General features: G+C 39.5%; 26 protein-coding genes and 2 pseudogenes. 10 read left to right on the top strand and 18 right to left on the bottom strand.

The genetic code is table 11. The features are described from left to right. The first annotated feature begins 106 nt into the window (after positions 1–106). The 4 genes from ACYTXL_RS30035 (at position 107) to ACYTXL_RS30020 (ending at position 3,415) form a co-directional block, all read left to right on the top strand. Positions 107–1,114, top strand: coding sequence for an LLM class flavin-dependent oxidoreductase (locus tag ACYTXL_RS30035; RefSeq protein WP_461927825.1), 1,008 nt, complete (start codon positions 107–109; stop codon positions 1,112–1,114). Next, entirely contained in the window at positions 1,104–1,478 is a 375-nt protein-coding gene (locus tag ACYTXL_RS30030) for a hypothetical protein (protein WP_461927824.1), read from the top strand. Before ACYTXL_RS30035 ends, ACYTXL_RS30030 begins: the two co-directional genes overlap by 11 nt. A gap of 161 nt (positions 1,479–1,639) precedes the next feature. Next, on the top strand, positions 1,640–2,947 hold the full coding sequence (locus tag ACYTXL_RS30025; RefSeq protein ID WP_461927823.1) for an AAA family ATPase: 1,308 nt from the start codon (positions 1,640–1,642) through the stop codon (positions 2,945–2,947). Positions 2,948–2,989: 42 nt separating this feature from the next. Continuing rightward, on the top strand, positions 2,990–3,415 hold the full coding sequence (locus ACYTXL_RS30020) for a hypothetical protein (protein ID WP_461927822.1): 426 nt from the start codon (positions 2,990–2,992) through the stop codon (positions 3,413–3,415). 83 nt (positions 3,416–3,498) lie between these two features. Here ACYTXL_RS30020 and hypB read toward each other — a convergent pair whose 3' ends face one another. The 11 genes from hypB to ACYTXL_RS29965 all read right to left on the bottom strand — a co-directional run bounded on the left by hypB (position 3,499) and on the right by ACYTXL_RS29965 (position 14,506). Then, positions 3,499–4,350 carry a hydrogenase nickel incorporation protein HypB gene (gene hypB / locus ACYTXL_RS30015; RefSeq protein WP_461927821.1) on the bottom strand — a complete coding sequence of 284 codons (852 nt, stop codon included), beginning with the start codon at positions 4,348–4,350 and terminating at the stop codon, positions 3,499–3,501. Continuing rightward, on the bottom strand, positions 4,341–4,682 hold the full coding sequence (gene hypA, locus ACYTXL_RS30010) for a hydrogenase maturation nickel metallochaperone HypA (RefSeq protein WP_334789091.1): 342 nt from the start codon (positions 4,680–4,682) through the stop codon (positions 4,341–4,343). The genes hypB and hypA overlap by 10 nt, the downstream gene beginning before the upstream one ends. Before the next feature lie 13 nt (positions 4,683–4,695). Further along, on the bottom strand, positions 4,696–5,799 hold the full coding sequence (gene hypE, locus ACYTXL_RS30005) for a hydrogenase expression/formation protein HypE (RefSeq protein WP_461927820.1): 1,104 nt from the start codon (positions 5,797–5,799) through the stop codon (positions 4,696–4,698). A gap of 65 nt (positions 5,800–5,864) precedes the next feature. Continuing rightward, complete coding sequence (gene hypD / locus ACYTXL_RS30000; RefSeq protein ID WP_461927819.1) at positions 5,865–7,049, bottom strand: hydrogenase formation protein HypD; 1,185 nt, start codon at positions 7,047–7,049, stop codon at positions 5,865–5,867. Positions 7,050–7,212: 163 nt separating this feature from the next. Then, entirely contained in the window at positions 7,213–7,473 is a 261-nt protein-coding gene (locus tag ACYTXL_RS29995) for a HypC/HybG/HupF family hydrogenase formation chaperone (RefSeq protein WP_100900559.1), read from the bottom strand. A 91-nt stretch (positions 7,474–7,564) separates the two neighbouring features. After that, positions 7,565–9,970: a carbamoyltransferase HypF gene (gene hypF, locus ACYTXL_RS29990; RefSeq protein WP_461927818.1), complete on the bottom strand. Its 2,406-nt coding sequence runs from the start codon at positions 9,968–9,970 to the stop codon at positions 7,565–7,567. A 34-nt stretch (positions 9,971–10,004) separates the two neighbouring features. Next, the gene (locus tag ACYTXL_RS29985; RefSeq protein WP_461927837.1) at positions 10,005–11,213 is read right to left on the bottom strand and encodes an NHL repeat-containing protein; all 1,209 of its coding nucleotides are present in this window, start codon (positions 11,211–11,213) and stop codon (positions 10,005–10,007) included. A gap of 550 nt (positions 11,214–11,763) precedes the next feature. Further along, positions 11,764–12,609 carry a NifU family protein gene (locus ACYTXL_RS29980; protein ID WP_461927817.1) on the bottom strand — a complete coding sequence of 282 codons (846 nt, stop codon included), beginning with the start codon at positions 12,607–12,609 and terminating at the stop codon, positions 11,764–11,766. Between the two features lie 362 nt (positions 12,610–12,971). Further along, positions 12,972–13,196 (bottom strand): hypothetical protein, encoded by a 225-nt coding sequence (locus ACYTXL_RS29975; RefSeq protein ID WP_461927816.1) that lies wholly within the window; start codon positions 13,194–13,196, stop codon positions 12,972–12,974. Positions 13,197–13,204: 8 nt separating this feature from the next. Beyond that, on the bottom strand, positions 13,205–13,471 hold the full coding sequence (locus ACYTXL_RS29970) for an asr0689 family protein (protein ID WP_461927815.1): 267 nt from the start codon (positions 13,469–13,471) through the stop codon (positions 13,205–13,207). A 60-nt stretch (positions 13,472–13,531) separates the two neighbouring features. Beyond that, positions 13,532–14,506, bottom strand: coding sequence for a hypothetical protein (locus tag ACYTXL_RS29965; protein WP_461927836.1), 975 nt, complete (start codon positions 14,504–14,506; stop codon positions 13,532–13,534). A 388-nt stretch (positions 14,507–14,894) separates the two neighbouring features. Here ACYTXL_RS29965 and ACYTXL_RS29960 point away from each other — a divergent pair, with 388 nt between their 5' ends. From ACYTXL_RS29960 to ACYTXL_RS29940, 5 genes are all read left to right on the top strand, one after another. Continuing rightward, entirely contained in the window at positions 14,895–15,674 is a 780-nt protein-coding gene (locus ACYTXL_RS29960; protein ID WP_461927814.1) for an Rpn family recombination-promoting nuclease/putative transposase, read from the top strand. A 641-nt stretch (positions 15,675–16,315) separates the two neighbouring features. Continuing rightward, positions 16,316–17,278 (top strand): NADH-quinone oxidoreductase subunit B family protein, encoded by a 963-nt coding sequence (locus tag ACYTXL_RS29955; protein WP_461927813.1) that lies wholly within the window; start codon positions 16,316–16,318, stop codon positions 17,276–17,278. A gap of 197 nt (positions 17,279–17,475) precedes the next feature. Continuing rightward, the gene (locus ACYTXL_RS29950; protein ID WP_461927812.1) at positions 17,476–19,071 is read left to right on the top strand and encodes a nickel-dependent hydrogenase large subunit; all 1,596 of its coding nucleotides are present in this window, start codon (positions 17,476–17,478) and stop codon (positions 19,069–19,071) included. A 489-nt stretch (positions 19,072–19,560) separates the two neighbouring features. Next, positions 19,561–19,983: a hypothetical protein gene (locus ACYTXL_RS29945; RefSeq protein WP_461927811.1), complete on the top strand. Its 423-nt coding sequence runs from the start codon at positions 19,561–19,563 to the stop codon at positions 19,981–19,983. 817 nt (positions 19,984–20,800) lie between these two features. Then, positions 20,801–21,274: a hydrogenase maturation protease gene (locus ACYTXL_RS29940; RefSeq protein WP_461927810.1), complete on the top strand. Its 474-nt coding sequence runs from the start codon at positions 20,801–20,803 to the stop codon at positions 21,272–21,274. Positions 21,275–21,339: 65 nt separating this feature from the next. On the opposite strand, the gene ACYTXL_RS29935 is transcribed toward ACYTXL_RS29940, so the two are convergent. The 3 genes and pseudogenes from ACYTXL_RS29935 to ACYTXL_RS29925 all read right to left on the bottom strand — a co-directional run bounded on the left by ACYTXL_RS29935 (position 21,340) and on the right by ACYTXL_RS29925 (position 23,491). After that, positions 21,340–21,714 (bottom strand): hypothetical protein, encoded by a 375-nt coding sequence (locus tag ACYTXL_RS29935; RefSeq protein WP_461927809.1) that lies wholly within the window; start codon positions 21,712–21,714, stop codon positions 21,340–21,342. Positions 21,715–21,732: 18 nt separating this feature from the next. Continuing rightward, the gene (locus ACYTXL_RS29930; RefSeq protein ID WP_461927808.1) at positions 21,733–23,019 is read right to left on the bottom strand and encodes a SagB/ThcOx family dehydrogenase; all 1,287 of its coding nucleotides are present in this window, start codon (positions 23,017–23,019) and stop codon (positions 21,733–21,735) included. Next, positions 23,006–23,491 (bottom strand): annotated as a pseudogene (locus ACYTXL_RS29925) (ankyrin repeat domain-containing protein). The gene ACYTXL_RS29930 and the pseudogene ACYTXL_RS29925 overlap by 14 nt, the downstream one beginning before the upstream one ends. A 742-nt stretch (positions 23,492–24,233) precedes the next feature. Here ACYTXL_RS29925 and ACYTXL_RS29920 point away from each other — a divergent pair. After that, positions 24,234–24,443 (top strand): TOBE domain-containing protein, encoded by a 210-nt coding sequence (locus ACYTXL_RS29920; protein ID WP_461927807.1) that lies wholly within the window; start codon positions 24,234–24,236, stop codon positions 24,441–24,443. A 129-nt stretch (positions 24,444–24,572) separates the two neighbouring features. On the opposite strand, the gene ACYTXL_RS29915 is transcribed toward ACYTXL_RS29920, so the two are convergent. The 4 genes and pseudogenes from ACYTXL_RS29915 to ACYTXL_RS29900 form a co-directional block, all read right to left on the bottom strand. Then, on the bottom strand, positions 24,573–24,824 hold the full coding sequence (locus ACYTXL_RS29915) for a FeoA family protein (protein ID WP_461927806.1): 252 nt from the start codon (positions 24,822–24,824) through the stop codon (positions 24,573–24,575). A gap of 104 nt (positions 24,825–24,928) precedes the next feature. Next, positions 24,929–25,228 carry a 2Fe-2S iron-sulfur cluster-binding protein gene (locus ACYTXL_RS29910; RefSeq protein WP_461927805.1) on the bottom strand — a complete coding sequence of 100 codons (300 nt, stop codon included), beginning with the start codon at positions 25,226–25,228 and terminating at the stop codon, positions 24,929–24,931. Positions 25,229–25,458: 230 nt separating this feature from the next. Next, on the bottom strand, positions 25,459–25,833 hold the full coding sequence (locus tag ACYTXL_RS29905; RefSeq protein WP_461927835.1) for a HesB/IscA family protein: 375 nt from the start codon (positions 25,831–25,833) through the stop codon (positions 25,459–25,461). Positions 25,834–26,022: 189 nt separating this feature from the next. Next, positions 26,023–26,116, bottom strand: a pseudogene (locus ACYTXL_RS29900) (protein hesA); the annotation flags it as partial.

The raw sequence follows: 26,116 nt of genomic DNA, 5'->3' as shown, positions 1-26,116 counted from the left end.
GTGCTTAAATATTTGAGGACTAAAGTCCTCACTACAAACCTATCAAATGCGATAGACCACTAGAATAGCCAGCACCTACGGTGAGTACAAAGTATCAACGCAAGTAATGAAAACTGGAATTTTCTGCAATTACGATAATTATCACCAAGATGCTCGTCGTGCCATCTTTGAGCAAGTCGCGCTGGTAAAACAGGCAGAAAGCTTAAGTTTTGAAGAAGCCTGGGTGAGTGAGCATCATTTTAGTGAATCCAATCTCAGCCCGTCCATGTTGGTGTTAATGGCACACTTGGCGGGATTGACTTCAACTATCCAATTAGGCACTGCGGCGGTGCTACTGCCATTCCATAACCCGATTCGGGTAGCGGAAGATGTTGCCACTTTGGATAACCTGTGCAATGGACGATTATTATTTGGAGTTGCTAAAGGCGGCCCCTTTCCCGACCAAAATAAGCATTTTGGGACATTACCAAGTGAATCCCGTCCCAAGATGCTAGAGGCGATCGCATTGATTCAAAAGCTTTTATATGAAACTGATGTATCATTTAATGGGCAATATTATCAATGCGATCGCCTGACAATTTACCCAAAACCATTGCAGAGTAAAATACCAGTGTATGTTGCTACTGGCGGTGATGACGGCATCGAGTTGGCCGCTAAACATTCCTTCAGCTTGATGGGTGGACCGCCATTTTCTCTAGAGAGATTGAAGGATACTGTTGCCAAATATCGAGCCTTAAATTCTAGTGGTGCGGAAAACTTTGTGCTGGCACGCTTCTTTTTTGTTGGCAAAACATCTGATGAGGCAGTGAGTGAGGCGTTACCTTTCATCCGCAAATTTAGCCAAAAAATGAAAGCTAATTCGGCTGAAATATTGCAAAATAGTACGAATCCCAACCAAAAACCATTTGATCGCACAAACATTTGTTTCGATGAAGACTATTTGATTGAGAACTCAATTATCGGTGATGTGGAGACTTGTCGAGACAGAATCAAGAAATTTCAGGACGAATTAAATTTAGGTACGCTAGCACTCAAACCCTCGTCTTCTGATATGCAAAAAAACCTGGAGAGTTTAACGCGCTACAACCAAGAGGTGCGAAATTATGTCTTCTAAACTATACCTGCTTCCTCCCGATGATTTACCTCCCACTGAGGTAACGAAACAGGATGGAATGCTGCAAATGGAGCTAGAACAGTCTACTGGGAGATGCTTTTATCTAGCGTGCGATCGCATTACGCGAGTACTGTTATCTAATTGTCAGTGGTATCTCACAACAAATACTAGCATCCTAACATTAATTATTGACTGCCCTGACATATTATCTTACTGGCATATCGTCAGTAATATTCCCCAGTTGGGTAATAGGTTGGAGCGGTTTGCTAAGAATGGCAAAATTCGCGTTTATCCGCCATTTGGCAAAGGGATGCCGTTTGAAATCAGCGTAAATGAAATATCAGCTTATCGAGATTGGCTTTGAGGTAAATAGGCACGAATTGGGAATCACACAAAATATAGCTTATTCATTCTTATCGCTCTCTTCCACCCTGTACTCCTGTGCAGGGTGTTGCAATTTTTATATCTTATGTTACCCTATTACTAGTAGTTTTGTACTTCAATCTAAGTTGAATTGTCAAAGTTGTGCAAAGAATCTTTATAGAAAATTTTGGACCTATCAATAGATTTGAGGCTGATGTCAAGGATGTAATGCTCTTAATTGGCCCGCAAGCAAGTGGAAAAAGTACACTTAGTAAGTCAATTTTCTTATTTAAATCTATTAAAGATGAACTAAGCAAATTCATCTTGGATGTTAATAATGATCAGCTTAAGCAACCTATTAATGAGTTTTCAAAATATCTCAGAAAGAGATTTGTAGATTGTTTTGGTACAACGAAGCATATGCAGCCGTTTACTCTGAAATACTACTACTCTAATGAAAAAGAAATGACAATTTCTTTAAACCTTCAAGGTTATGTAGATGTAAATTTTAATTCCAGTATTAAAGATGATATGAATGTGATATTTAAGAGTGTGCGTAATTATAATGAAAGGGTATCAAGAAGTCAAACTCGCTATGTAACTCTAGATGAAACATTAGAAATAGACTTGGAAAAAATACTCTATCTCAAATCTATTAAATCACATATTGATGATTTATTTGAAGATACAAGAGCTACAGTATTTATACCATCTGGGAGAAGCCTAATATCAACTTTAGCCGATCAGCTTCAGGATATACAACCATATAGTTTAGATTTCTTTATGAAATCTTTTGTAGAGCGCATAAATCGATTAAAGCTTTCTTTCAGAGATACATTGAATCTATTAATTGAAGAGAGAGAGAGTTTGAGCAGTGAAGAAGCTAATCTAAATGAGGTCAAGTATGCTACTAGTATAATTAGAAAAATTTTGAGAGGTGAATACCGATTTGAACCTGATGGCGAGAGAATTTACCTAAATGACAAAGAGTATGTGAAACTACAATATGCTTCTTCAGGGCAACAGGAGTCAGTGTGGATTCTTTTACTTATATTTAAATATATCTTAGATGGAACAAGTGTCTTCATTGTATTTGAAGAGCCGGAAGCACATCTTTATCCAGAAACACAAAGTGATATAGTAGAACTTATTGGTTTATTAGCAAATATTAATAATAATCAAATAGTTGTAACTACCCATAGTCCATATATTCTATCGTCTTTTAACAATTTGTTATATGCTTATCAAATTGGTAGCAATAAGGTTGGTATAGAAAAAGAAGCTGTAGAGAGTATTGTAAATAGGAATATTTGGATTGATCCAAATCGTACTTCAGCTTACTTTGTCTCTGAAAATGACTGTGAATCAATCTTTGATGAAGAGCTTAAACTTATTAAAGCAGAAAAAATAGATAGTGCTTCCAGTATAATTAATAACAAGTTTAATAATTTGTTCAACCTCGACAACTGAATATTGAATATGTGTAACGATTTTTTTAGAAAAAGTGAATGCATGGACTATTGTGATACTAGAAAAACAATAGTTGTCAGAGATTCTGGTAATTCACAAGAATATAGAGTTATTAATGTCAGCAGTAAAGAGTTTTGCAAAATTAGGGTAGATAACTGTTTAATTAGAGAAGGAGAAAAATGTGACTATTTAATTTTGAATTGTCAAGATAGACTAGCTTTTTTTGTGGAATTAAAGGGGCAGGACTTGAAAAAAGCACTTGCTCAGATAAATTCATCTATTAGTATGCTTATGGATGAAATTCAGGATTTTAAAATTTATGCCCGTATTGTCTTGAATAGAACGCCAACCCCTGATATTAATAGTTCTATCGAAATTAAACTTAAGAAACGGCTCAAGAAACACAATGGTGACGATAGTCGTGAGTTTCTAAAGTATATGAGTCAGGTTTTACAAGAAAGTATTTAAATAGTCGTTAATATTATCGGGTAATTAACCTCTGGGAAGTTTAATTTTTACTTTTTAAGAAATACTTCAATCTGTGGTAGTAGTCACGCGGTAATTACCGTTGACAAGTTTGTTATTTTTTCAGCTAGCCACGCATACCAATTCTCTAACCCAGCACCAGTAGTTGCAGAAACCTGAAAAATCTGAATTTTAGGATTTACTTGTTTAGCATATTCTATGCACTTTTGAACATCAAAATCTACATAAGGTAGCAAATCAATTTTAGTGAGAATCATTATGTCACTAGCACGGAATATATGCGGGTATTTTATCGGCTTATCTTCTCCCTCTGTAACCGAGAGAATCACGACTTTTGCCTGTTCTCCTAAGTCAAATAAGGCTGGACAAACCAAATTTCCCACATTTTCAATCATCACAACTGAATTCAGTGGCGGATTCAGTTGTTGTAAACCCCTATCTATCATTGATGCATCTAAATGACAGCCTGTTCCAGTGTTAATTTGAATAACTTTGCTACCTGTTTCTTTAATTTTTTTGGCATCGTTAGTAGTTTCTTGGTCGCCTTCAATGACACTAATAGATAATTGATGCTTTAAATCATTAATTGTGCGAGTTAAAAGAGTTGTTTTCCCTGCACCAGGAGAACTCATTAAATTTAATGCGAGAATATTTCGACCTTTAAACCATCCCCGATTTTGGGCAGCTATTAGGTTATTCTTTGCCAAAATATCCTGTTCTAAGGATATCGTTGTGCTGTGTATTTTGGCATGAATTTGAGACCCTTCTATCTGAGTGTCCTGACTGTGGGAATGAGTGATGAGAGTACCATCTGGTAAAGTGTGAGTATGATGATGATGGTTATGTTCAGCTTCACCTGTTTCTACATTGGTAATTTTAGTTTCGCCATCATCAGAACAACCGCAGGTTACACACATAATTCCTCTATTTCTATTTCTTTAATTTTCAGTTCTTCACCAGTAATTAAATCTAATTGCACGCTACCGCAGTTACAGATACCATAAGGTTTATCTAAAGCAATTTCTGCACCGCATTGGCGACATTTTGCTAAACCTGGGATTTCTAAAATTTCTAATGTCGCCCCTGCTAAAACTGTATCTTGAGTGCAAATATCAAAACAAAATCGGATAGCGTCGGGCATAATGGCTGAAAGTTTGCCAATTTCTAATAAAACTCGCTGCACTTTTGCGCCTTTGGCGTGTTCAGCTACAATTGCTACAATATTTTTAGTAATTCCAAGTTCGTGCATACTATAAAATCTATTAACAAATTCTTGGTAATTGTTCGCCTACTAACATATCAACAATTCTTTCAGCACCAAAAATTGTTTTTAACAATACTATACCTGGGGGTGAGGTAATAACTTCGCCGATAATACAAGCATCTTTACCTGCTGGGTGAGATTTCATGGCGGATAAAATATTATCAGCATTCTCTTTTGGAACCACCACTACTAACTTACCTTCATTAGCTAAATACAATGGGTCTAAACCGAGAATTTCACAAACTCCGTTGACTTCTTCACGCACTGGAATAGATTCTTCATAGAGACGAATTCCCACATTGGAACTGAGGGCAAATTCATTTAATACTGTAGCTAAACCACCGCGTGTAGCATCTCGCATAGCATGAACTTGGGGACATACCTGGAGAATAGTTTCTACTAAACTATGCAATGGCTGACAGTCGCTTTCAATATTAGTCTCTAAGGCTAATTCTCCACGGGCAATTAAAATCGCTGCCCCATGATTGCCTAATTCTCCATTAATTATTACGGCATCGCCAGGTTTAATATTATGGGCGGAAATCCTAATTCCTACGGGAATAATACCAATACCAGCAGTATTAATAAAGAGTTTATCGGCAGCACCGCGATGTACAACTTTTGTATCGCCAGTGACAATTTGAACACCAGCTTTTTTCGCGGCTTCTTTCATGCTGGCTGCGACACGCCGCAAGGTTTCTACAGGTAATCCTTCTTCTAAAATTACACTACAAGTTAGATATAAGGGTTTAGCACCGCTAACAGCTAAATCATTAACTGTACCGTTTACGGCTAATTCCCCTATATCACTACCGGGAAAAAATAACGGGTCTACAACATAGGAATCTGTAGTAAATGCGAGTCTGTCTCCTTGTTGTAGGAGAGGGAGTAAGTTAAAGCTGGCTTGGTCTTCTAGTTGCGAGAGAATTGGGTTATCAAAATTGCTGACGAAGATATCATCTATTAAATCACGCATGGCTTTACCACCGCTACCATGTGCAAGAGTTATATGAGTGTCTCTCACTTTACCTTGGCGGCGGCGGACTTGTTCCATTTTTTGAAATAGGGGATTTTGTATTGAGTTTGTGGGGGAAATATTCATATTAAAATTGAGGATTTTTAACGCAAAGGAACGCAGAGGGAAGCGCAGAGGTACGCAGAGTAGGATTAGTCTGAGGAGAAGCCGCAGGCGGGGAGAGGTTCTTGAGTTAGAGTGAATTTTGGTTTTTGGGCGATTGTTCTTTTGGCAATCGTTGAGAGTCGCCCATATTTGTAATAGGCTGCACAAGCACCTTCGGAAGATACCATGCAAGTACCAATGGGTGTTTCTGGTGTGCAAGCTGTACCGAATACTTTGCACTCCCAAGGTTTTAAGACTCCTTTGAGGATTTCTCCACATTTACAAGCTTTATGGTCGGCTACTTTGAGATTAGGAATGGTAAATTTAAGTTCGGCATCAAATTGGGCATATTCAGGTTGAATTTTTAATCCTGAATAGGGAATATCACCTAAGCCGCGCCAATCAAAACTATCTCGCACGGCAAAAACTTTATTTATGGCTTGCAGTGCTACTGTGTTTCCGCTTTTTTGGACAATTCGGTTATATTGGTTTTCGACTTCACAACGATTTTCTACTAGCTGTTGTAACAGCATCCAAATTGATTGAAGAATATCTAAGGGTTCAAATCCTGAGACGACTATTGGCTTATTATATTGTTGGGAAATAAATTTATAAGGGTCAGTGCCAATTACCATGCTGACATGACCAGGCCCAACAAATCCATCCAGTTGTAAGTCGGGATTATCTAATAATGCTTTGAGGGCGGGAATCACAAGGACGTGATTGGAAAACATACTAAAGTTATGAATTTCTTCGGCTGCGGCTTGCAGAATGGTGAAGGCGGTGCTGGGGGCTGTGGTTTCAAAGCCTAAGGCGAAGAAGACTACTTCTTTGTCGGGGTTATCTCTGGCAATTTGCAGGCTATCTAAGGGAGAGTACACCATACGAATGTCTGCACCTTGTGCCCTGGCTTGCAGTAAACTGGTTTTAGAACCGGGAACTCGCATTGCGTCGCCAAAGGTGGCAAAAATGACGTTATGATTTTGGGAGATTGCGATCGCATCATCTAATTTCCCCTTTGGCATAACACATACTGGACAACCAGGCCCATGAATTAGTTCAATGGCTTCGGGTAATATTTCTTCAATACCATATTTAAAAATTGAATGGGTATGTCCGCCGCATACTTCCATGATTTTGATGGGTTTTTCTAGCTGGTGGCATAATTTGGCGATTTCGCGGCATATCGCTTCGGCTTTTTCCGGTTCGCGGAATTCGTCAACATATTTCATAGGATGTGAGGAGTAATGAGTTTTATGTATCAGGTAATTTCGCTTTTGTGGCAGAAAGTTTTTTTAACGAACCGCAAAGGACGCAAAGGGCGCAAAGCAAGAAAGATATGAGTTTTAAACTCTTTCTCTGCGCCTGGAGCGTGAGACAGAAAAGGTCTATTATTTAAGTACTAATACCTGCTTGTGCTGCTGCTAATTCTTGGAAGAGTTGTAAAGTTTCTGCCGCTTCTTGTTCGTTAATTCGATTCATGGCAAAGCCAACATGCACTAGCACCCAATCCCCAATACAAGCTTCGGGGGGATGTTGTTCATCTACGATACAAGCAATATTTACTTGACGTTTAACACCACCAATATTAACTATGGCTAATTTATGGTCAACGTTGGTAATTTCTATAATTTGTCCGGGAATTCCTAAGCACATTTTTTTATTTTTCAAGATAAACGTAGACCCGAAAGTGACTTGCCGCAGAGAACGTAGAGAGAATGATATTGAGGATAATTTTGTTAAAATCTCAATAACAATTGATTAATTGTGCGGCTGCAATAACTACTTGTCCTAATGATAACCCGCCGTCATTAGCTGGAACTAAGCTGTGAGTGAGTACTTTTATTCCTAATGTTTGTAATCCTTTGGTAACTTGCTCTAACAATATACAATTTTGAAATACTCCTCCTGTTAGAGCTACCTGATTAATCAGATTTTCTTGACAAAGACGCTTAACCATCTCCACAATCGCATTCGCTAAACCTTTGTGAAATTTGGCAGCCATAACTGGTTGTGGAATCTGCTGCTGTAAGTCATGGAGCAAGGCTTGCCACATTGGGCGCGGGTCTATACAATAAATACTATCTGAAAATATAAAATCAAAAGGGTATATTGGCGTTTCTTTATGATTATTTAAGCTGCTAACATCTATTATAGCTTCCATTGCGATCGCAGCTTGTCCTTCATAGCTACATTCATCAGGGCAAATACCGATAGCCGCCGCCACAGCATCGAACAACCGCCCCACTGAGGAAGCTGGAGGTGAGTTAATACCTTTCTCTATAAGTTGATTGAGTAATTTTAATGGTTTTTTATTCAGAAATTTGACGATTTCTAAATCAGCATATTGCTGTTGGCAATTATCCCAAAGTTTAGCAGCTATTAATTGGGTATACGTATTACGCCAAGGCTGATAAATTGCTTGTTGACCACCAATCATTGCTACTGGTTTAAATGTTGCTAGTCGCTGAAATTTACGGTAATCTGCTAAAAGAAATTCTCCGCCCCAGAGTGTACCATCATCACCGTAACCTAAACCATCTAAAGCAATGCCTAATACTGGAGGCGAATTTAGAGGAATACCATTTTCTGCCATGCAAGCGGCGATATGCGCGTGATGATGTTGGATTTGATGAACTTTGATTTGATTTGTATCTGCGAGTTCTTTACCAAGTTTGCTTGAGAGATATTCAGGATGTTTATCAATTGCGATTACTTCTGGTTGATGTTGAAATAAATTAAAGTATAAATTTAAAGAGTCTTGGTAAGCATTGAAAGCCGCAGCATTTTCTAAATCTCCCATGTGTTGAGAGAGAATTGCTTCTCCTTCACGCAACAGGCAAAAGGTATTTTTTAACTCACTGCCCATTGCTAAAATTTGCGGCAGATTGTGAAATCCCGGTGGTAAACTAATAGCTGCTGGTGCATATCCTCTGGCACGGCGAATTGTTTGAACTTTATCGCCGACAACCTGTAAAACTGAATCATCTACGCGATTAATAATCTCCCGATTGTGAAGGAGAAAATAATCAGCGATTGTCCCTAATTTTTCTCTTGCCTCGTCATTATCAATAGATTGCGGTTCATCGGCAAGATTGCCACTTGTTAAAACAATTGGGCGATTCATCCGCCGAAGAATTAAGTGATGTAAGGGCGTATAAGGTAGCATGAAACCGAGTGTATTTTGCCCTGGTGCAACTGACGATGCAATATGAAGAGAGTGAGGAGTTAGGAGTGAGGAGTTAGGAGTGAATAAATTTTCTGCATCTCCGTCTCTTCCTTTTACCTGTAGTAAAACAATTGGTGCAGCAGAACTTGTCAATAATTCTTTTTCTTTAGCGTTGATAGTACAATATTGTTCAATTACTTCAATATCTCGCGCCATTAAAGCAAAGGGTTTATGATAGCGTCTTTTGCGCTGACGCAGTTTTTCTACAGCAGTTTCTTGTGTTGCATCGCAAGCTAGATGAATACCACCTAAACCCTTAATTGCGACAATTTCACCCTTTTGCAACAGCGTACAAACTGCATCAACATCATCTAGCATGGAGAACATGGAAGCAGTAACCGATTTACCATCGGCGCGTTCTAACCAAGCTGTGGGACCGCAAGCATGACAAGCGACAGGTTGGGCGTGAAAACGGCGATTTTCGACATCGTGGTATTCCTTTCCACATTCTGAACATATCGCAAATGCAGACATACTGGTATTGCATCTGTCATAAGGAATGGCACGAATAATACTTAGGCGAGGACCGCAATGAGTACAGTTAGTAAAGGGATAGCGATAATAGCGGCTAAAGGGGTTAAATATTTCTTGTTGACATTGCGGACAAGTGGCTGCATCAGGGGTAATTTCTGTTTTAATGGCATTACTGACACTAGGAAGAATTACAAAATTATCAAAGTTAAATTCACCTTCATAAATAACTCTTGTTAGTTGATTAATTCTTGCCAACGGTGGACATTCTGTTTGCAATCTAGCAACAAATTCGGTTATTGCTTCCTCACTACCAGATACCCTAATTAAAACACCTTGGCCATCATTACAAACATCTCCATGCAAATTGCAGGCTTTAGCAAGACGATATACAGTAGGGCGAAATCCTACTCCTTGAACAGTACCACGAACTCTAATTTCTTCAGTCGCCATAAAAATTTGACTTTCCAAAATTACGAATTACGAATTAATTAAACTGCCACAGCAAAACTCGGTTATTTCCAGAATCAGCGATTATCGCCGTATTGCCACAAATTTTTATGCCATAACACCAATTTAAACTATCTCGTTTTGGCAGTCCAAAATTACGATTTTCACCTTTACTTTCAAAATTTATTTGTCCTGCAAGCGCATTCGCCGCCGCACCTTGCAGTGATAAAATTAATTCTGGGTTTCTCCATCCTAACAAACGAGAATTAGCAGTATCTGCAACTACTAACCAATCCCCAGCCACTCCTACACCATAAGGCATACTCAAACTACTAGCACTAGGATAATAAACTCCTTGATTCATTTCCACACAATCAAAGTTTTTTTGTCCTAAAACCACTGCACAAGGGGTATTATTTTCTGTTGGCATTCCCTGCCAAATCATTACTCGGTGATTACCTGCATCGGTGACAACCAAATTCTCTCCCCAAAAGGTGATATCGTGACACCAACGCATACTCGCTGCGGTTGGAGAATCACCGCCGTTTTCATTGCGAGATATCATATCTGGTTGTCCCAAAACTAAATCAGCCGGTTGACCATTTTCTGTTGGTAATTGATGCCAAATTAATATCCTTCGATTACCAGTGTCAGCAATAAATAGCTGTCCTTGATGATAGAAAACGCCATAAGGCCAGTGCATTGTATTAGCAGATGCTGCTTGATTGCCTCGATTTGGTTCATTATCTGTAAAATTAACTTGCCCTAACACCAAATCTGCTGGAACATTGTTATCTTCTGGTAAGTTTTTCCAAATTAAAACCCGATGATTCCAAGAATCTGCTACAGCTAATCCTTCGCCGCAAGCACAAATCCCCGTTGGTACACTTAGGGTTGCTCTTCCTGGTGTACTTTTAGCATTTTGTCCTTCATGATAAAAGTCAGGTTGTCCAATTACCCAATCAGCCGGTTGACTATCTCTAGTGGGTAAATTTCGCCATCCTAATAATCGATGATGTCCGGTATCTGATACCCATAATGGGCCTGTTTCTGATAATAAACAACCAGCACGAGGACCGAACATTATTGTGGGACTGGGTGCTACAGGTATGACTAATTGTTGTGGTTCAATAATGTTACCTAAAATTATCTCTGCACCTTGAGGTGATAGAGGTAAAGATTGAGAAATTTCTGTTGCTTCTGGCGGTAATTGTAATATAGGATTAGTTGTGATTGGGATATCCATGAACCGCAGATAGACGCTCATAATAATTTAAAAACATTAATGTTGATTAGTATGTAGCAACATTAACAATTTTGCATTGTGTTTAGATTTCAAATTAAGTTAAAACTTTTCAAAAGTTTTGGTATTAATTAATCTTAAAGGATTCTGGCTAACCTTCAGTAGCTTTTGGTACAGACCGATATTGATTATAAGTGCGTGATGTACCGAAATGAGAAAGCAATATACCTTTTTGCTTGCGGAATCTACTGACATAAATGTGCGATGTACTGAAATGAGAAAGTCAAATGGCATTTTGAAAAAGTAATATGCCTTTTTGCTTGCGGAAAACACCCAAATGAGAAAGTTAAATGGCATTTTGAGAAAGTAATATGCCTTTTTGCTTTCTCAAAACACTAAAATCAATAACTGAATTACACAAATGAGAAACAATTCAGGTATTTTGCTTGCACAAAACACTAAAATGAATGGGCGAAGTACTGAAATGAAAAAGCAAAATAGCCCTGATTTCCTAATCACCAAGTATATTTGCTGAGATGTTACCTTGGCATCATCATTTTTGCAGTTTCACAAAAACCTTATCGTCTTTAATCTTTAGTGGATATGAATGAAGTGAAACATCAGGTGCAGTTAAGCATTCACCTGTCTTTAACTTGTACTGAAATCCGTGGGAAGGACAGGTAATAATACCATTTTCAACATTACCCTTTTCTAAGGAAGATCCTAAATGACTGCAAGCATTATGGTAACATTTTACTGTAACACCTTGACGATGTAGAATCAGGGAATTACCAGCAATTTGTACTGCCAACACACTAAATTCAGGAACTTGATCAATAGTCGCCACTTTTATCCAAGTAGAAGTTATTTTTGAAGAAAAGGGACTGATTAAACTGGAATTCGTGTTGTTAACAGTAGGGTTGTTATTGACTGCAACTACTTTGGTAATTTCAGGACAATGGTTTTTGATTGCCTGTTCTACTCCCTGAGATAAAGTCAAAGTAGAAGCCGGACAACTGCTGCAAGTTCCGATTAATCTGACTTCTACTGTATCTGGTGGCTTAATTGCTACTAGTTCTACATCCCCATTATGGCTTTTTAAACCTGGGCGAATTTCTTGAAGGGCTGTCTGAATGCGTTGTGCTAATGGTGGCTTTGGTGGTTTGACTAGCTCGTGATACAGTAGCACTGCATACACGACTTCATCAGCAACCGCATGACGCAAAGCTGACATTGATTCTTGTTTTAGGTTTTTAATCAAACTAGTCAATGCAGCTTTATGCAAAGCTTCAATTGCTCTTTTTAAGCCTACTGCTACACACCGTTGGCTTTCATCCCACTCGGATATAATTGCCTCAAACCGGTTGATTTCTTTAACTAATTCTTCAAGGTTGGACATGGGGGAGAAGAATTTTATATTTTATATTTTGGACTTCGACTTCTCTACGAGACGCTACGCGAACGCTCAGTCGAACGATTTTGGATTGAACAATCTTAAGACTTACGCACTGTACAAATTAATCATGCTATGCTTTTACTAAAATAGGTTGTTTCCAGCTGTGATTAATCATTACTTTGATGCTAAATAGATCCGTGCTGTAAGGGTTTAGCAATGCTCATTGGTGTCAACTTAAGCTTTAAAACCTCGTTTCTAGCCTCTAGCTGGAAATGCTAATCATTGCGGCTCTTTTCAAGTCAAGAGGCGGCAGCCCTCGCATTAGGCATTCCCAGTCGGAGACTCTTAAGGAGACATTAGGCTTTTTACTTCATTTTAAAATCTTTAAGGAGAAATGGCATAATCATGCCCGTCAATAAACTAGATAATGTTATTGGTAAGTAGAAGGGAATTGGGGCTTGTGCGAGTAACACTAGCAGTAAGAAACCTACGGCAATACCAATAGTAGTTTGCTTGACAAAATACATCGGGTCGCGTAATAGCTTTCCTTTAAAAAATAACTTGACAGAAAACCACCCTATCTCTAACATATTTTCTCCTAATAGTTTGTCAGCCAATTTAAAACAGCCAGCCCTAAGATGATGGCGGGAATTGCACCAGCAGGGGCAAATAATGCACCAAGCATTGCTGAAAACTGATAGCCTATATCTTTTCCAGCTAACAGCATTCCACCAATTGCACCGCTGACCATAGACAAGGCTGTTGCTATGATTACCCACACGAATTCTGTTGCTATGTTCAAGTCGCCATCTGCTAAACTGGTGAGAAAATTTATCACACCTGAGTTTGTTAAAATATCTCTCATGCTGTTTTGTTCTCCTGATTAGTAATTAGGGATGAGCAAGAATAATTAATGCTCAATGCCCTATTTTGTATTGCCTATTTCTGCTTCCACATCTTGTAGCGCTTGGGCTACTACTTCTACTTGTCCAATTTGTTGGTATTTTGTAAATATTTCTAAAGCGTCTTGATAGTAGATACGCGCTTGCAAAAGATTTTTAGGATTACCAGCTTCTGGTTTTTCCTGGTCGTCTGGTAAGTTAAATAGCGCGTTGGCTTTGTTAGAAATTGTATTAGCGTACTCTAGAGGTGTATCTTTGGAATTACGCACTTTTAGCGCCTCATTGTAAGCTGCGATCGCTCTTAAATTATTCTCCACAGGATGGGAACTAACTAAATATTGCAAAGCGTTACCCAAGTTATTTTGCAACATCGCATATTCTCTGGGATGATCAATCAAATTAATATGCTTTAATGCCACCTCAAATGATTGCACTGCTAACCCTTGACGCAAGTATTCCCGTTCTGATGCTAGGGGCATAGAAAGGTAAGCGATCGCAATATTGTTATATAAAATCGCGTATTCTTGGGGGTAATTTTCCCAAGTAAACACCCGCAACGCTTCATGATAAGCTTGGATGCTGTCGGTTATCCGTGCCAAATTGAATGGTACAAGCGACTGCAATACCAGCCCAAAATTCATTTGCGTCTCTGCTACTTCCTCTGGTGAAGCTAATTGTTGTAAAGTTGGAAGGGCTTCTTCATAACCGACTTTCGCTTGCAGAAGCAGTTGGTAGTCAGCATCCGGTATTGCTTGTAACGTCCCTGCCATCCCTACTTGAGACCTGGCTTTCAGTAGCGGATACTCCTCACCACACATCTCATAAGCCCGGTAATATAAACCAACTGCATTCCGTAAATCTTGGGCAGCTTTGGGCTTTTTTTGAAAACCCTGTGCTATCTCAATCAGCATTTGGATTTTTTCCTCTGCTGTGGCTGACTCCGATGCAACAGCCGCTAACGCAGCCTTCACCGCTGAATCTGTAATGCTGGGGGTCATAACTCTGCCGTACTCTAGCCAATTGGGAATTGAGTCTGCCAACGCCCACGAATGATCAAGATACGCTGAGAGCATCTGATCACGGGCCATACTGATTTACGCAGGCTTCGAGTCCTTTAGGCGGAATTTCCCCTTTTTGTCTGAGACTAGGGCTAAGGATTAGGGACTAGGGAAAAAGTTAACCCCATGCCCAATGCCCAATCAATTGTTTTACTATAAAACATCCTATTTCTAAAATTCTAGGGGGTAATTGCCAATATTAATGTCAGTTTTAAACACCTTGTGATTCGATGGCAAAGTTGGGTGTGTCATCTGCGTAGGCGTGGCCCGTCGTAGACATCGCACACCGAAGTGTAAAATATGTTTATCAACTGTAAAACAAGCTCCCTTGAAAACAGACAGTATCTTTTATCGCATCTTTCAAAGTATCCCCAGCACTTTCTTTGAACTGATTAACCAACCGCCGCAACTAGCTAGTGCTTATCAATTTTCTTTAGTCGAAGTCAAACAACTGGCGTTTAGAATCGATGGTGTATTCCTGCCAAATGCAGCAGAACTACCCATCTATTTTGCCGAAGTCCAATTTCAGCCAGATAAAAAATTCTACTCACGTTTATTTACCGAAATCTTTAACTATCTCGACAAAACTGAATTAACCAACAATTGGCGTGGTGTTGTCATCTTCCCGAATCGCAGCGTTGATACTGGAGATACCGAAAGATATACAGAATTACTCAACTTACAACGAGTGACTCGCGTCTATCTTAATGAATTAAGCTCAATTGAGACATCATCAATCGGCATAGAGACAGTTAAACTAATCATCGAACCCGAATCAACTGCGACAAGAAAAGCTTTAGAGATAGTCAACAGTGTCCGACAGCAAATTCCAGATGTCGCTACTACTAGAGAAATTATACAATTGATAGAGACGATATTAATCTACAAGTTGCCGCGATTGAACCAAGAGGAGATAGGAAAAATGTTTGGAGCAAATGAGTTAAAGCAAACTAGATTCTACCAAGATGTTTTTGAAGAAGGTAGACAAGAAGCTAAGTTAGAAGTGATACCCCAGTTATTAGCGTTGGGTTTAAGTATTGAGCAGATCGCTCAAGTGGTAGGTTTGGACGAACAACTTGTTAGACAAGCTGCACAACCGAAATCCTAAAACAATTGATATATAGCTGACGGGGCGCAAGACTTTGCACCCCGATATTTCGCTGTATTTGACTCAGTTATTGCATTAAAATCTGACGGCTTAAAATACTGATCACCTCACCTGCATATAGCTATTGTAGTAATGGACTCCAGTCTTTAACATTTGCATAGCCAATTAACCTTACCCCGATAAAGCTGTGCTTTAAGCTAAACCATATCTAGTTTGCATATCTAAAATGTATATAACTCTTGTGGGGTGGGCATCTTGCCCACCCTAATTATGCAAGTTAAATGTGTAACAGCTTATCTCCCCTCTCCGTGAGTTCGGCGAGGGGCTGGGAGTGAGGTTTTGATATGATCTACTTCATGAACCTGGAAACCGCTATTAACGTCAGGAGTTAAAAACAAAAGGCAATTTAATTTATGCTATTATTTTATTTGTTAAATGTGTTACATACATAACAGACATAACCTTTTAAATTAATCTTGATCGGATTTCAGTTATTGTTAATTATTAATTCTTTTTTAAGGATAGTGAATTGAATAAAAAAATATCTTAGAATTGAAAAATAAATATTGATAAGCAGGTGAGACTTTACAAGCATTATCACCTACATCATGCATGGTAAACAATAGAAAAACGCATAGCCAATGACTAACGTACTATGGCTACAGGGTGGTGCTTGTTCAGGCAACACTATGTCATTTCTCAACGCTGAAGAACCGACAGTCTGCGATTTGATTGCCGACTTTGGCATTAACTTACTTTGGCATCCCTCCTTGGGACTGGAACTAGGCAACAATTTGCAAACACTGCTGCGAGATTGCATTTCTGGTACAATTCCCCTAGATATCTTGGTATTTGAAGGTAGTGTTGTCAACGCCCCCAACGGCACAGGCGAATGGAATCGGTTTGCCGATCGCGCCATGAAAGATTGGTTAACAGACCTCGCCAAAGTTGCTAAATTTATCGTCGCCGTGGGAGACTGTGCCACATGGGGAGGAATTCCGGCGATGTCACCCAACCCCAGCGAATCGGAAGGTTTGCAATTTCTCAAACGTCAAGAAGGCGGCTTTTTAGGTAAAGATTTTTTATCGCAAGCCGGATTACCTGTAATTAATATACCTGGATGTCCCGCACATCCCGACTGGATTACGCAGATATTAGTTGCGATCGCTACTGGGCGCATAGCAGACATTGCTTTCGACGAACTAAATCGTCCGCAAACCTTCTTCAACAGCTATACCCAAACAGGTTGTACCCGTAACATTCACTTTGCCTACAAAGCCTCAACGGCCGAATTTGGTCAGCGCAAAGGTTGCTTATTCTACGACTTGGGTTGTCGCGGCCCCATGACTCATTCCTCTTGCAACCGCATCTTATGGAACCGCGTTTCTTCTAAAACTCGCGCTGGAATGCCTTGTTTAGGTTGTACAGAACCAGAATTTCCTTTCTTTGACCTCAAACCGGGAACCGTATTCAAAACCCAAACAGTCATGGGAGTTCCCAAAGAATTACCGCCAGGGGTGAACAAAAAAGACTACGCCTTACTAACAATGGTCGCCAAAGACGCAGCACCACCTTGGGCAGAAGAAGACTTTTTTACAGTTTAGGGCATTGGGCATTGGGCATGAGGCATTGGGCATTGGGCATTGGGCAATTCAATTTTGGATTTTGGATTGACGATAGCGGAGCGTTAGCGAGTCCGCGAGCGTCTTTTGGATTAAATTTCAATTTAAAATCTAAAATCTAAAATCTAAAATTCTTACTCCCCACTCCCCACTCCCCTTAACAATTAAAGGAGAAAAGAATGGGAATTCAATCATTAGATATATCACCCGTCGGTAGAGTTGAAGGCGATTTAGATGTCCGAGTTGATATTGAGAATGGGCGGGTAGTCAACGCCTGGACACACGCCGAATTATTTCGCGGATTTGAAGTTATCCTACGCGGTAAAGATCCCCAAGCCGGATTAATTGTCACGCCTCGCATTTGCGGCATTTGCGGCGGTTCTCACCTAACTTGTGCATCTTGGGCATTAGATACAGCTTGGGAAACTGAAGTTCCCCGCAATGCAATTTTAGCCAGAAATATCGGTCAAATTGTCGAAACAATTCAAAGTATACCCCGCTATTTTTACGGACTCTTTGCGATTGATTTAACCAATAAAAAATACCGCCATAGTCGCTTTTATGACGAAGCTGTTAAACGCTTTGCGGCTTTCACTGGTAAATCTTACGAAGTAGGCATCACAATTTCCGCTAAACCTGTAGAAATTTATGCACTATTAGGCGGACAATGGCCTCATTCCAGCTACATGGTTCCCGGTGGCGTGATGTGTGCCCCTACTCTCACAGACATTACCCGCGCTTGGGCAATTCTAGAATATTTCCGCACCAATTGGTTAGAACCAGTGTGGTTGGGTTGTTCTTTAGAACGCTATGAAGAAATTCAGACTTATGATCACTTCATGGAATGGTTAGATGAAGACCGAAATCATCGAGATTCTGACTTAGGTTTTTATTGGCGCATGGGTTTAGATATCGGTCTAGATAGATATGGTGCTGGTGTTGGTAAATATGTCACTTGGGGATATTTAGCCCATGAAGATAAATACCAAAAGCCGACTATTGAAGGACGAAATGCGGCAATGATTATGAAAAGTGGAGTGTACGACAGCTTCGCAGACACTCACACCTTAATGGATCAGTCATTTACCCGTGAGAATACAACTCACTCCTGGTACGATGAAGGAACAGCAGACATTCATCCTAGCGATCGCATCACTAAACCCACAGCAAATAATACCAAAGACTTCGATAACGCCTACTCTTGGTCGAGTGCAGTCCTTCACAAAGACTTCGGACGTTTGGAAGTTGGCGCCTTAGCGCGTCAGTTAGTTGCAGGTGGTAAACATGGCGAATCTTGGCAACACTACGACGGCTTGATCCTCGATGTCTTCAAACAAATGGGTGGTGCTAGTATTCATGTGCGTCAGCTAGCACGAGTTCACGAACTTGTCAAGTTATATCGTCAAGCCGAACATTGTTTACGCGAATTCAAGTTAAACGACCCTTGGTATATCAAACCCACAGAAAAAGATGGACGCGGTTGGGGTGCAACAGAAGCAGCGCGGGGTTCCTTATCTCACTGGGTGGAAGTAGAGGGCGGTAAGATTAAGAATTACCAAGTGATTGCCCCAGGTACATGGAATATCGGCCCTCGTGATGGCGAAGGAATCCGCGGACCCATTGAAGAAGCTTTAATTGGGACACCCATTTACGATTCTAGCGATCCGGTGGAAGTTGGTCATGTGGCGCGATCGTTTGATTCATGTTTGGTGTGTACAGTTCATGCTCATGATGCTAAGACAGGTGAAGAGTTAGCGCGTTTTCGGACTGCTTAAGTTTAAACGCAAAGTGGCGCGAAGGTAAGCGCGGAGGTACGCGGAGAATTTTCTATCGTACCTCTATCTTACTTTTAGATAGTAGTACAGCACTTTGCAGGTAAATTAAGTACACATCTTAATATGATAAATCTTGTGGGGTGGGCATCCTGCCCGCCCTTGTGTACCGGCTCAGATAGAAGAAATGACGCTTGTGAGTGCCGATTCGATGTTTAATAAGTATGACATTTCCCTACTTTGGGCAGCCAAATCTTAATGCCTACGGCTGGCTACACCTACGTATTGGCCATTTCGGCGAGTCCATTTGCTATTTCGGCGATCGCTCCACCAACTCTTTTAATCTGAGAGCTTGTTTGAAAAGTAGAGTTTTTGCAATGCCCAATCCCCTTTATTCAAAACTCGTAGTGTAACACACTAAAACTTATAGAAACAGTGCGTTAGGCTTGCGTTAATGCACTTCAACAAAACAGAAATTTACACGGTAAGCTTGTGTCTGATTTAGCGCTACACGAATATCTCCCTCGCGTTCCTGATGCAGCATTGCAAGAATTCATCGAATGGTGCGTTTTAGAGCAGGCAAAAGCCGCAGAATGCAACTTTACTCCAGATAGAAGTAAGTTAGATAACTTGCCACCAGCAGAATATATTCCGAAACTTGTTGATCAGTTCATGAAAGTTAAACCAGACCCAATTAAAGCAGGTTTAGTATCAGCGATCGCTGGTAAAGAAGCTGACAAACATGGTTTATCCGGTTTAGCGATCGTAGCTGATTTTGTATCTCTTTATGTCAAGTATTTAATTCCTAAAGAGGGAAGTACTAGAGAAGAGGCTGAAGAATTGTTAACTAAAGCATCACAACATCAGTGTGAGAAACTTACTGAAATTGCCAAGAAACATGGTGTAGAGTTCTAGTTTACTGCTGATAACTTAGTTCTTCAGAGGCTTTGCCTATATTATTAGTCAGAGCCTCTGTTTTAATCACTGCTGATTGCCTGAACTACAGCCTACTCAATACCAGTACTCATACATTGGTTCATAGCCGAGTTTTTCATACAGATTGCGAGCTGGAATATTTGCCTTGACTACCTGTATATAAGAAAAGATTGTATTCCTGGTGGCGTAACCATACTAGGTAAGATTTTACTACTACATGCAGGCGGCAAATAATTGGAGAGCAAAACTTATCGTAATCAGCGCGAAGCCAATACTTCCACATGATTTCCAGAACCATGTGTTTAAAGTTGGTTCGTACCCAAGTTTGACACCTCTCTCGCTAAACCGTGAGCCAGTGCGCCAACTATCGAGAAAGGCGAGAGAGGCACCTATGAACCCGAAAACTAGACCTACGAGATTAAGAATTTTGACCATCAAATTTGAAGTGTAGGTAGCACACCTAACTATTTATTTAACTACTCCTATACGGTCTAACACACTGCCTATAGTGTTATCCAGCACTAAGCAGCAGATGAGTACTCCTGTCTAGTACAGCTTGGCGGAAGTAAGGAGACCATTAAAAGCTACGAAAATTTGGCTGACCGCAAGGCTTAAAAATGATATGTGTATTTACGCCGCATGGTACTAAAATGTTAAGCCGCACTCAGCAGTCTAACATATCAAAATTTTGAATACTGTTATTAGTGGTCTAATACCGCCTTAAATTATGCTTTAACTCATGTATTTATCGATGACAGTGCTTTTGCAACTCATTAAAGTAATTAAATATTATCCGATGCTAACTATTATTGGTTGCGGCAATCTCAATCGCAATGACGACGCAGTAGGCGTAATCATCGCCCAACGCTTAGAAAAATATCTAGCTGAAAACCCTGATCCTCATGTGCGAGTATATGACTGTGGCACCGCCGGGATGGAAGTAATGTTTCAAGCTAGAGGTAGTAAACAATTAGTAATTATTGATGCAAGTTCAACTGGTTCTGAACCAGGTGCTGTGTTTAAAGTTCCAGGAAAAGAACTGGAAGCTTTGCCAGAACCTAGTTATAACTTGCACAATTTTCGCTGGGATAATGCTTTAGCCGCCGGACGAAAAATTTTTCAAAATGACTTTCCCGAACAGGTAACAGTTTATTTAATTGAGGCAGCAAATCTTGATTTTGGACTGGAGTTAAGTCCTGTTGTCAAATATTCTGCCGATTTGGTTTTTGAAGAAATAACCGCACTTATCAGCCAGAATAATGAGTCGTAATTTTGAATTCTTAACTCCTGTACAGACACGATTAATCGCGTCTCTCCAAACTCTTAACTATTTTCTTAAGCCCAATCCCGATAAACCGAAAGTTCATCTACCCTCATTTCAAAAGGTACGCCTTGACTCTCTGGTGGACAAACACGGATTTTAGCACTGCTAACAATTCCATGTAGCAATGTCCCCATTGGCACAATTTTTTGCAGAATCCGCCAATTAGTAACTTGATCGGGACATTCAATTACCAATGTTAGAGCATTGGCATGGGTTGTAACATACCATCGACAATTAGATAGAAGATTTTGAATAGTGCGATCGCAAGCGTCATAAAAGTATCTACTAATAGAATACTCTAGTTGCTGCCGCAGTATAATATCTGCCGATGTCGGTTGTATAGGATGTGAGTCATCACCATTAAAGTAATACGTCTTTCTAAGCATCTCTCTTTAGCTTCCTACTTATCTTCCAATTACCATTCGATAAAGCACATCTTTATTTGTTTCTAATAATTGCTGGGTTTCTTCATCATAATAAGCACCAATTCCACTACACTGAATTCCCAAATAATTACTAGTTAAATAAAGCCTCTGTCCGAGAAAACCAGCTATTTGCATAGCAGTTTGATAATTTAAATAATTTGACACAAAAAATAAAGTTACAGCGCTATCTTTAGCAATAGCCTGATTAATACATAAGTAACCCGTCTTTTCACTAAAATTACCCGTCTTAACCAGATACGTACCTTTATATAAGCCAGGTGTCATTCCCTCTACTCGATGCACCACTGAGTAAATTTCTATTTGCTCATAGTTTTCTGTCGGTATTGGCTGCTGAAGTTGCTGCACTATATATAAATAATCTTCTTGAGAAATAGACTCTTTCCGGAAACGTCTAATAGAACATCTATCCCAAACTGTGTGATAAAATTTATCCTTATCAAAGTAAAATTGAGGATACTCTAATTTCTGCTGGTGACTCTTTTGGAGAGTAGTTGCTTGATAGGCATCTTCAATAAATTGATTAGATTCAAAATAATCAGTACCGCAGACAAAAGGAACTTTCAGCCTTAAGCGTCTGATTTTTTTGTCTTGTAGTTCTCCTGACACCGCACAAGCAGTAATAAACTCTTTATTCTCAAATCCCAAATCGGAATTGAGTGCGAGTTTATCAAAGTCAAAAATTAGTTGTATATCTCGGTTGTGGAGAAAAGCTGAAGCTGCAACAGCACCTAAATGGTGTCCGCTATCTAATAAGCAATATCTCATGCTTCTATTTTGATATTTCCAGCTAGACCTATAATAAACACAACTAATTAAAAAGATGAATCCGTTGATACTTTTCCCCAGTATAATATAACTCTCTAACCCATCATCAATTAATTCATAGATGAGAGTTAGACAATTATTCTCAATTTCTAGATGATATATACCATCTACTATTCCCTCAACCCCGCGAACCTGTACGTAAACTTCCGTAGGATACAAAGCGCCTGCTGATGGATTGACTCGCAGTGTATAAAAGCTATCTTTATACACTTTTTCCAGTGTTATCGTACTAGTTAACGAGATAAAAGAATGAACAGGATTATTGAGATTTAATTTCACTCTCCGATAAAATTTTGGATAAACTTTAAATGGAGATGGCTGTGTTGAAGCATCTACATAATTTGGATCAAGCTGTACCGATAAGTAAGAATGCTTCGTAGCGTCATGATAGGCTTTGCCCGATATCTTACTTTGTGGCATTTTTAAGTATCCTTAAAACTTCTACGTTACTCGCAAAATCGATGGCTTTATAGTCGTCTAAGTTTTTAAAAGTTAAGTTAGGATGGTGCTATAAAAGTAACTTGACGACTTCTGTCTTTCCGGCTGAGGCTGCATATATTAAAACAGTTGCACCGTTATCATTTTGGTTGTCAATATTAATCTTGACAGCCAGCAGTAAATTAATTAAATCGTAGTGATTACCAAAACAAGCAAACCACAAAACGTTGTTGCGTAGGCGTAGCCCGCCGGAGGCATCGCTATTTTGAGCATTAATATCCACACCTACATCAATCAGTTCTTTAACGACTGCATAAACTCCCTCTCTTGTCGCTTTCATCAAAGCTGTATCACCATTTTCACCTCGCTGATTTAAATCCTCAGGACTATAGTCTTTTGCTATTAGCCATTGGGTTGTTGCTTTACTCAAATCTTGACTGCTTAATTGACTCATACTTCTTCTTTAAATGTCACAAAAATAAGTAACTTTCAAGCATAAATTTGCTTGTAAAACTTAATGGTGGGCAATGCCCACCATTATTTAAAAATACTATATGAATAGCTGAACTCTAGTAGTTAACCAAAGCAACTTTGCTAGATATTCAAAAATTTGGGAATCCGAAAAAGTCTTTCCTTACTTCCTACTCCCCGCGCTCACCCAGCAATTTTCGGTTACTCAAAGTACTAATAGTTTATCAAGCTAACTTTGCTTAGTACGTACTAAGTACTTCAGTGTCTAACACAACGACTAAAGTCCTGACTACAAACTTATTTACCCAGCATAGTTAACTTGACAGACTACTAAATTGACTTTCAACAATTTAGCTTAGTTATATATTATCACTCCGATAATTTAGAATTATGAATCATTTATAAAGATCCCCAAATATATCTCCGAAAAAATCTTGAAATACACTCAAAATGCAGCATTTTTTTACCTCATTTTCAGTCGGAGACTGGGAATGCCCCTTACTAACGCCAGAGCCGCAATGAGCAGTATTTCCAGCCAGATGCTGGAAACCACGTTTTATATGAATTAGTTTGAATCTTGTGTTTAATAAAACAGAGAGATGACGCTGAGATTTCCTTTATATACCTGACAGTCATTAAGAAATATTAAATGATTACCTTTTTCAACCAAACTGTGCTTAAAATTGTGCTATTTTATTTAAGTATAAGTAAGACAGAGACAAAAAATGGAAATTAGCGCTCGGAATTCTCTCAAAGGTACTGTAACAAAAGTTGTGCATGGTTCAGTTAATACTGAGATAACTTTAGAAATAGCACCAGGAGTAGAGTTAGTGTCAATCATCACAAAATCATCAGCGGAAACGCTCGGACTTGTAGAAGGTAAGCAGGTTCATGCTGTGATTAAATCATCAGATGTGATAGTTGGTGTTGAATGAAAAATAAGCAAATTGCCTTTTCTTGCAAGCGGCTCTTTGCATTCATATCTATAAATTGATTGGCCTTACTCCTGGAATTAATTACGAAAGGAGTGAGGTCAAGAGGGTATTATATAGATGTTAATTAATTCAACTATCAATAATACGCACATAAATAGCGCGGATACTTTCTATATCTAGTGCTAAAGATGTATTTCCTACTTTGATAATTAATGAGGGAAAGTGTTGTTCTAAAGTGATATTAGTTCCTGGTGTTACCCCCATTGATGTCAGTTTTGTCAAGATTCTTTTATCCTGACTTTTACATAAAGTGACGATTCCTCGCTCTCCCATTCTCAATAATTCTAATGAACAGCCAGTCACAGTAAAGCGGGTAAACATTTGAATTAGAAATTAGGGATTGTTAAGGGAAGAAGGAAGTATATTTTCATCCTTCTTCCTTCACTTTTTATTTAGTCGCCAAAGGCTGCAACCAAAGTAATATTTTAGACGAGATACGGTTCTTGATGTGTTTTAATTGTGCAATTAGAACGAGCATAAGTAACACAAAGTAGAGCGAATCCTTTAGAAATCTGATCGTCATCCAGAAAGTTTTGATCTTCTTGATTAATTTCGCCTTCAACGACTTTGCCAACACAACTAGAGCAAGAACCTGCTTGACAAGAAGCCGGCAACTCAATACCATTTTCTTCTGCTGCATCTAAAATGGTAGTCTCTTCGTCAACTTCAATTGTGGTGTCGAGGTCTTCTTTTTTGTTGATTAATCTAACTTGGTACGTAGCCATTTTCCGATTCTCCTCAAACGTTATACAGTTGGTCTAATTTCCGAAGTTTTTGAGCAACCTATCCTACTTTTTGCTTCCCTTCTTCTTACGCAGAAGCTACGCTTTAGCTAGTTTCTCTATAGGGATAAGGGATGCAACGCGAACGAGAAGCCACCTCAAAGGCATTGAAACTCTGCGGAGTACGTCTATGAGAAGCCTTTATAGTTAGACTTGGCGCTAACGGAATCATGTTAGCTGCAAGGTACACCAGTAGGCTTACTGTCGCCTGCTTTGAGGGACTTTCCACAACCACCGCAGTTATCAGTTGCATTGGGGTTGGTGAACTTAAAACCGCTTTCCATCACTCCCTCAACGAAGTCAACCACAACTCCTTCTAATAACGGCGCACTTTTGGGATCAACGTAAACCACCACTTTGCCTTGCTGGGTTACTAAATCATCTGGTTGGGGCTTGCTGGTGATATCGATCGCATATTCATAGCCACTGCAACCACCATTTTTTACAGAGATGCGGACACCTTTAGTTGCGCCATTAGCGTCGGGTGCGGAATTTCTCAGGAATGTCCACAGATGAAATTCTGCTTTTTCTGATAAAGTAACGGTCATCAGTTCTCCTGATTTGTAGCGATTAGTTATTCTGATTTCAGGTGTGGGTTGGGTTGTCATTTGTCCAAAGTCCAATCACTAATGACCAATACTTCTCTACGAGAGGCTGCGCCAACGACGCCGCTACTTCTCTACGAGAGGCTGCGCCAACGACGCCGCTCAGTACAAGTCAGTACAAGTGACCAATAACTAATGACTATTTTGTGCAATACCTGTGGGTTCCATCGAATTGGATTGCGCGTGTCTCCAAGGCGCACTATTACCGCATACTGGACAAGAGCGA

The sequence above is a fragment of the Nostoc sp. genome, assembly GCF_054880495.1.
This window is presented reverse-complemented; position numbering and strand designations above follow the sequence as displayed.

Excerpts from the sequence above, each read along its gene's own strand:
- ACYTXL_RS29935 (WP_461927809.1), bottom strand. The coding sequence starts at position 21,714 with ATGCTTAGAAAGACGTATTACTTTAATGGTGATGACTCACATCCTATA.
- hypE (WP_461927820.1), bottom strand. The coding sequence starts at position 5,799 with ATGAATATTTCCCCCACAAACTCAATACAAAATCCCCTATTTCAAAAA.
- ACYTXL_RS29985 (WP_461927837.1), bottom strand. The coding sequence starts at position 11,213 with ATGGATATCCCAATCACAACTAATCCTATATTACAATTACCGCCAGAA.
- hypD (WP_461927819.1), bottom strand. The coding sequence starts at position 7,049 with ATGAAATATGTTGACGAATTCCGCGAACCGGAAAAAGCCGAAGCGATA.
- hypA (WP_334789091.1), bottom strand. The coding sequence starts at position 4,682 with ATGCACGAACTTGGAATTACTAAAAATATTGTAGCAATTGTAGCTGAA.
- ACYTXL_RS29980 (WP_461927817.1), bottom strand. The coding sequence starts at position 12,609 with ATGTCCAACCTTGAAGAATTAGTTAAAGAAATCAACCGGTTTGAGGCA.
- ACYTXL_RS29995 (WP_100900559.1), bottom strand. The coding sequence starts at position 7,473 with ATGTGCTTAGGAATTCCCGGACAAATTATAGAAATTACCAACGTTGAC.
- ACYTXL_RS29940 (WP_461927810.1), top strand. The coding sequence starts at position 20,801 with ATGCTAACTATTATTGGTTGCGGCAATCTCAATCGCAATGACGACGCA.
- hypB (WP_461927821.1), bottom strand. The coding sequence starts at position 4,350 with ATGTGTGTAACCTGCGGTTGTTCTGATGATGGCGAAACTAAAATTACC.
- ACYTXL_RS29950 (WP_461927812.1), top strand. The coding sequence starts at position 17,476 with ATGGGAATTCAATCATTAGATATATCACCCGTCGGTAGAGTTGAAGGC.
- ACYTXL_RS29930 (WP_461927808.1), bottom strand. The coding sequence starts at position 23,019 with ATGCCACAAAGTAAGATATCGGGCAAAGCCTATCATGACGCTACGAAG.
- ACYTXL_RS29955 (WP_461927813.1), top strand. The coding sequence starts at position 16,316 with ATGACTAACGTACTATGGCTACAGGGTGGTGCTTGTTCAGGCAACACT.
- ACYTXL_RS30020 (WP_461927822.1), top strand. The coding sequence starts at position 2,990 with ATGGACTATTGTGATACTAGAAAAACAATAGTTGTCAGAGATTCTGGT.
- ACYTXL_RS30030 (WP_461927824.1), top strand. The coding sequence starts at position 1,104 with ATGTCTTCTAAACTATACCTGCTTCCTCCCGATGATTTACCTCCCACT.
- ACYTXL_RS29970 (WP_461927815.1), bottom strand. The coding sequence starts at position 13,471 with ATGAGAGATATTTTAACAAACTCAGGTGTGATAAATTTTCTCACCAGT.
- ACYTXL_RS29910 (WP_461927805.1), bottom strand. The coding sequence starts at position 25,228 with ATGGCTACGTACCAAGTTAGATTAATCAACAAAAAAGAAGACCTCGAC.
- hypF (WP_461927818.1), bottom strand. The coding sequence starts at position 9,970 with ATGGCGACTGAAGAAATTAGAGTTCGTGGTACTGTTCAAGGAGTAGGA.
- ACYTXL_RS29920 (WP_461927807.1), top strand. The coding sequence starts at position 24,234 with ATGGAAATTAGCGCTCGGAATTCTCTCAAAGGTACTGTAACAAAAGTT.
- ACYTXL_RS29915 (WP_461927806.1), bottom strand. The coding sequence starts at position 24,824 with ATGTTTACCCGCTTTACTGTGACTGGCTGTTCATTAGAATTATTGAGA.
- ACYTXL_RS29965 (WP_461927836.1), bottom strand. The coding sequence starts at position 14,506 with ATGACCCCCAGCATTACAGATTCAGCGGTGAAGGCTGCGTTAGCGGCT.
- ACYTXL_RS29905 (WP_461927835.1), bottom strand. The coding sequence starts at position 25,833 with ATGACCGTTACTTTATCAGAAAAAGCAGAATTTCATCTGTGGACATTC.
- ACYTXL_RS30035 (WP_461927825.1), top strand. The coding sequence starts at position 107 with ATGAAAACTGGAATTTTCTGCAATTACGATAATTATCACCAAGATGCT.
- ACYTXL_RS29975 (WP_461927816.1), bottom strand. The coding sequence starts at position 13,196 with ATGTTAGAGATAGGGTGGTTTTCTGTCAAGTTATTTTTTAAAGGAAAG.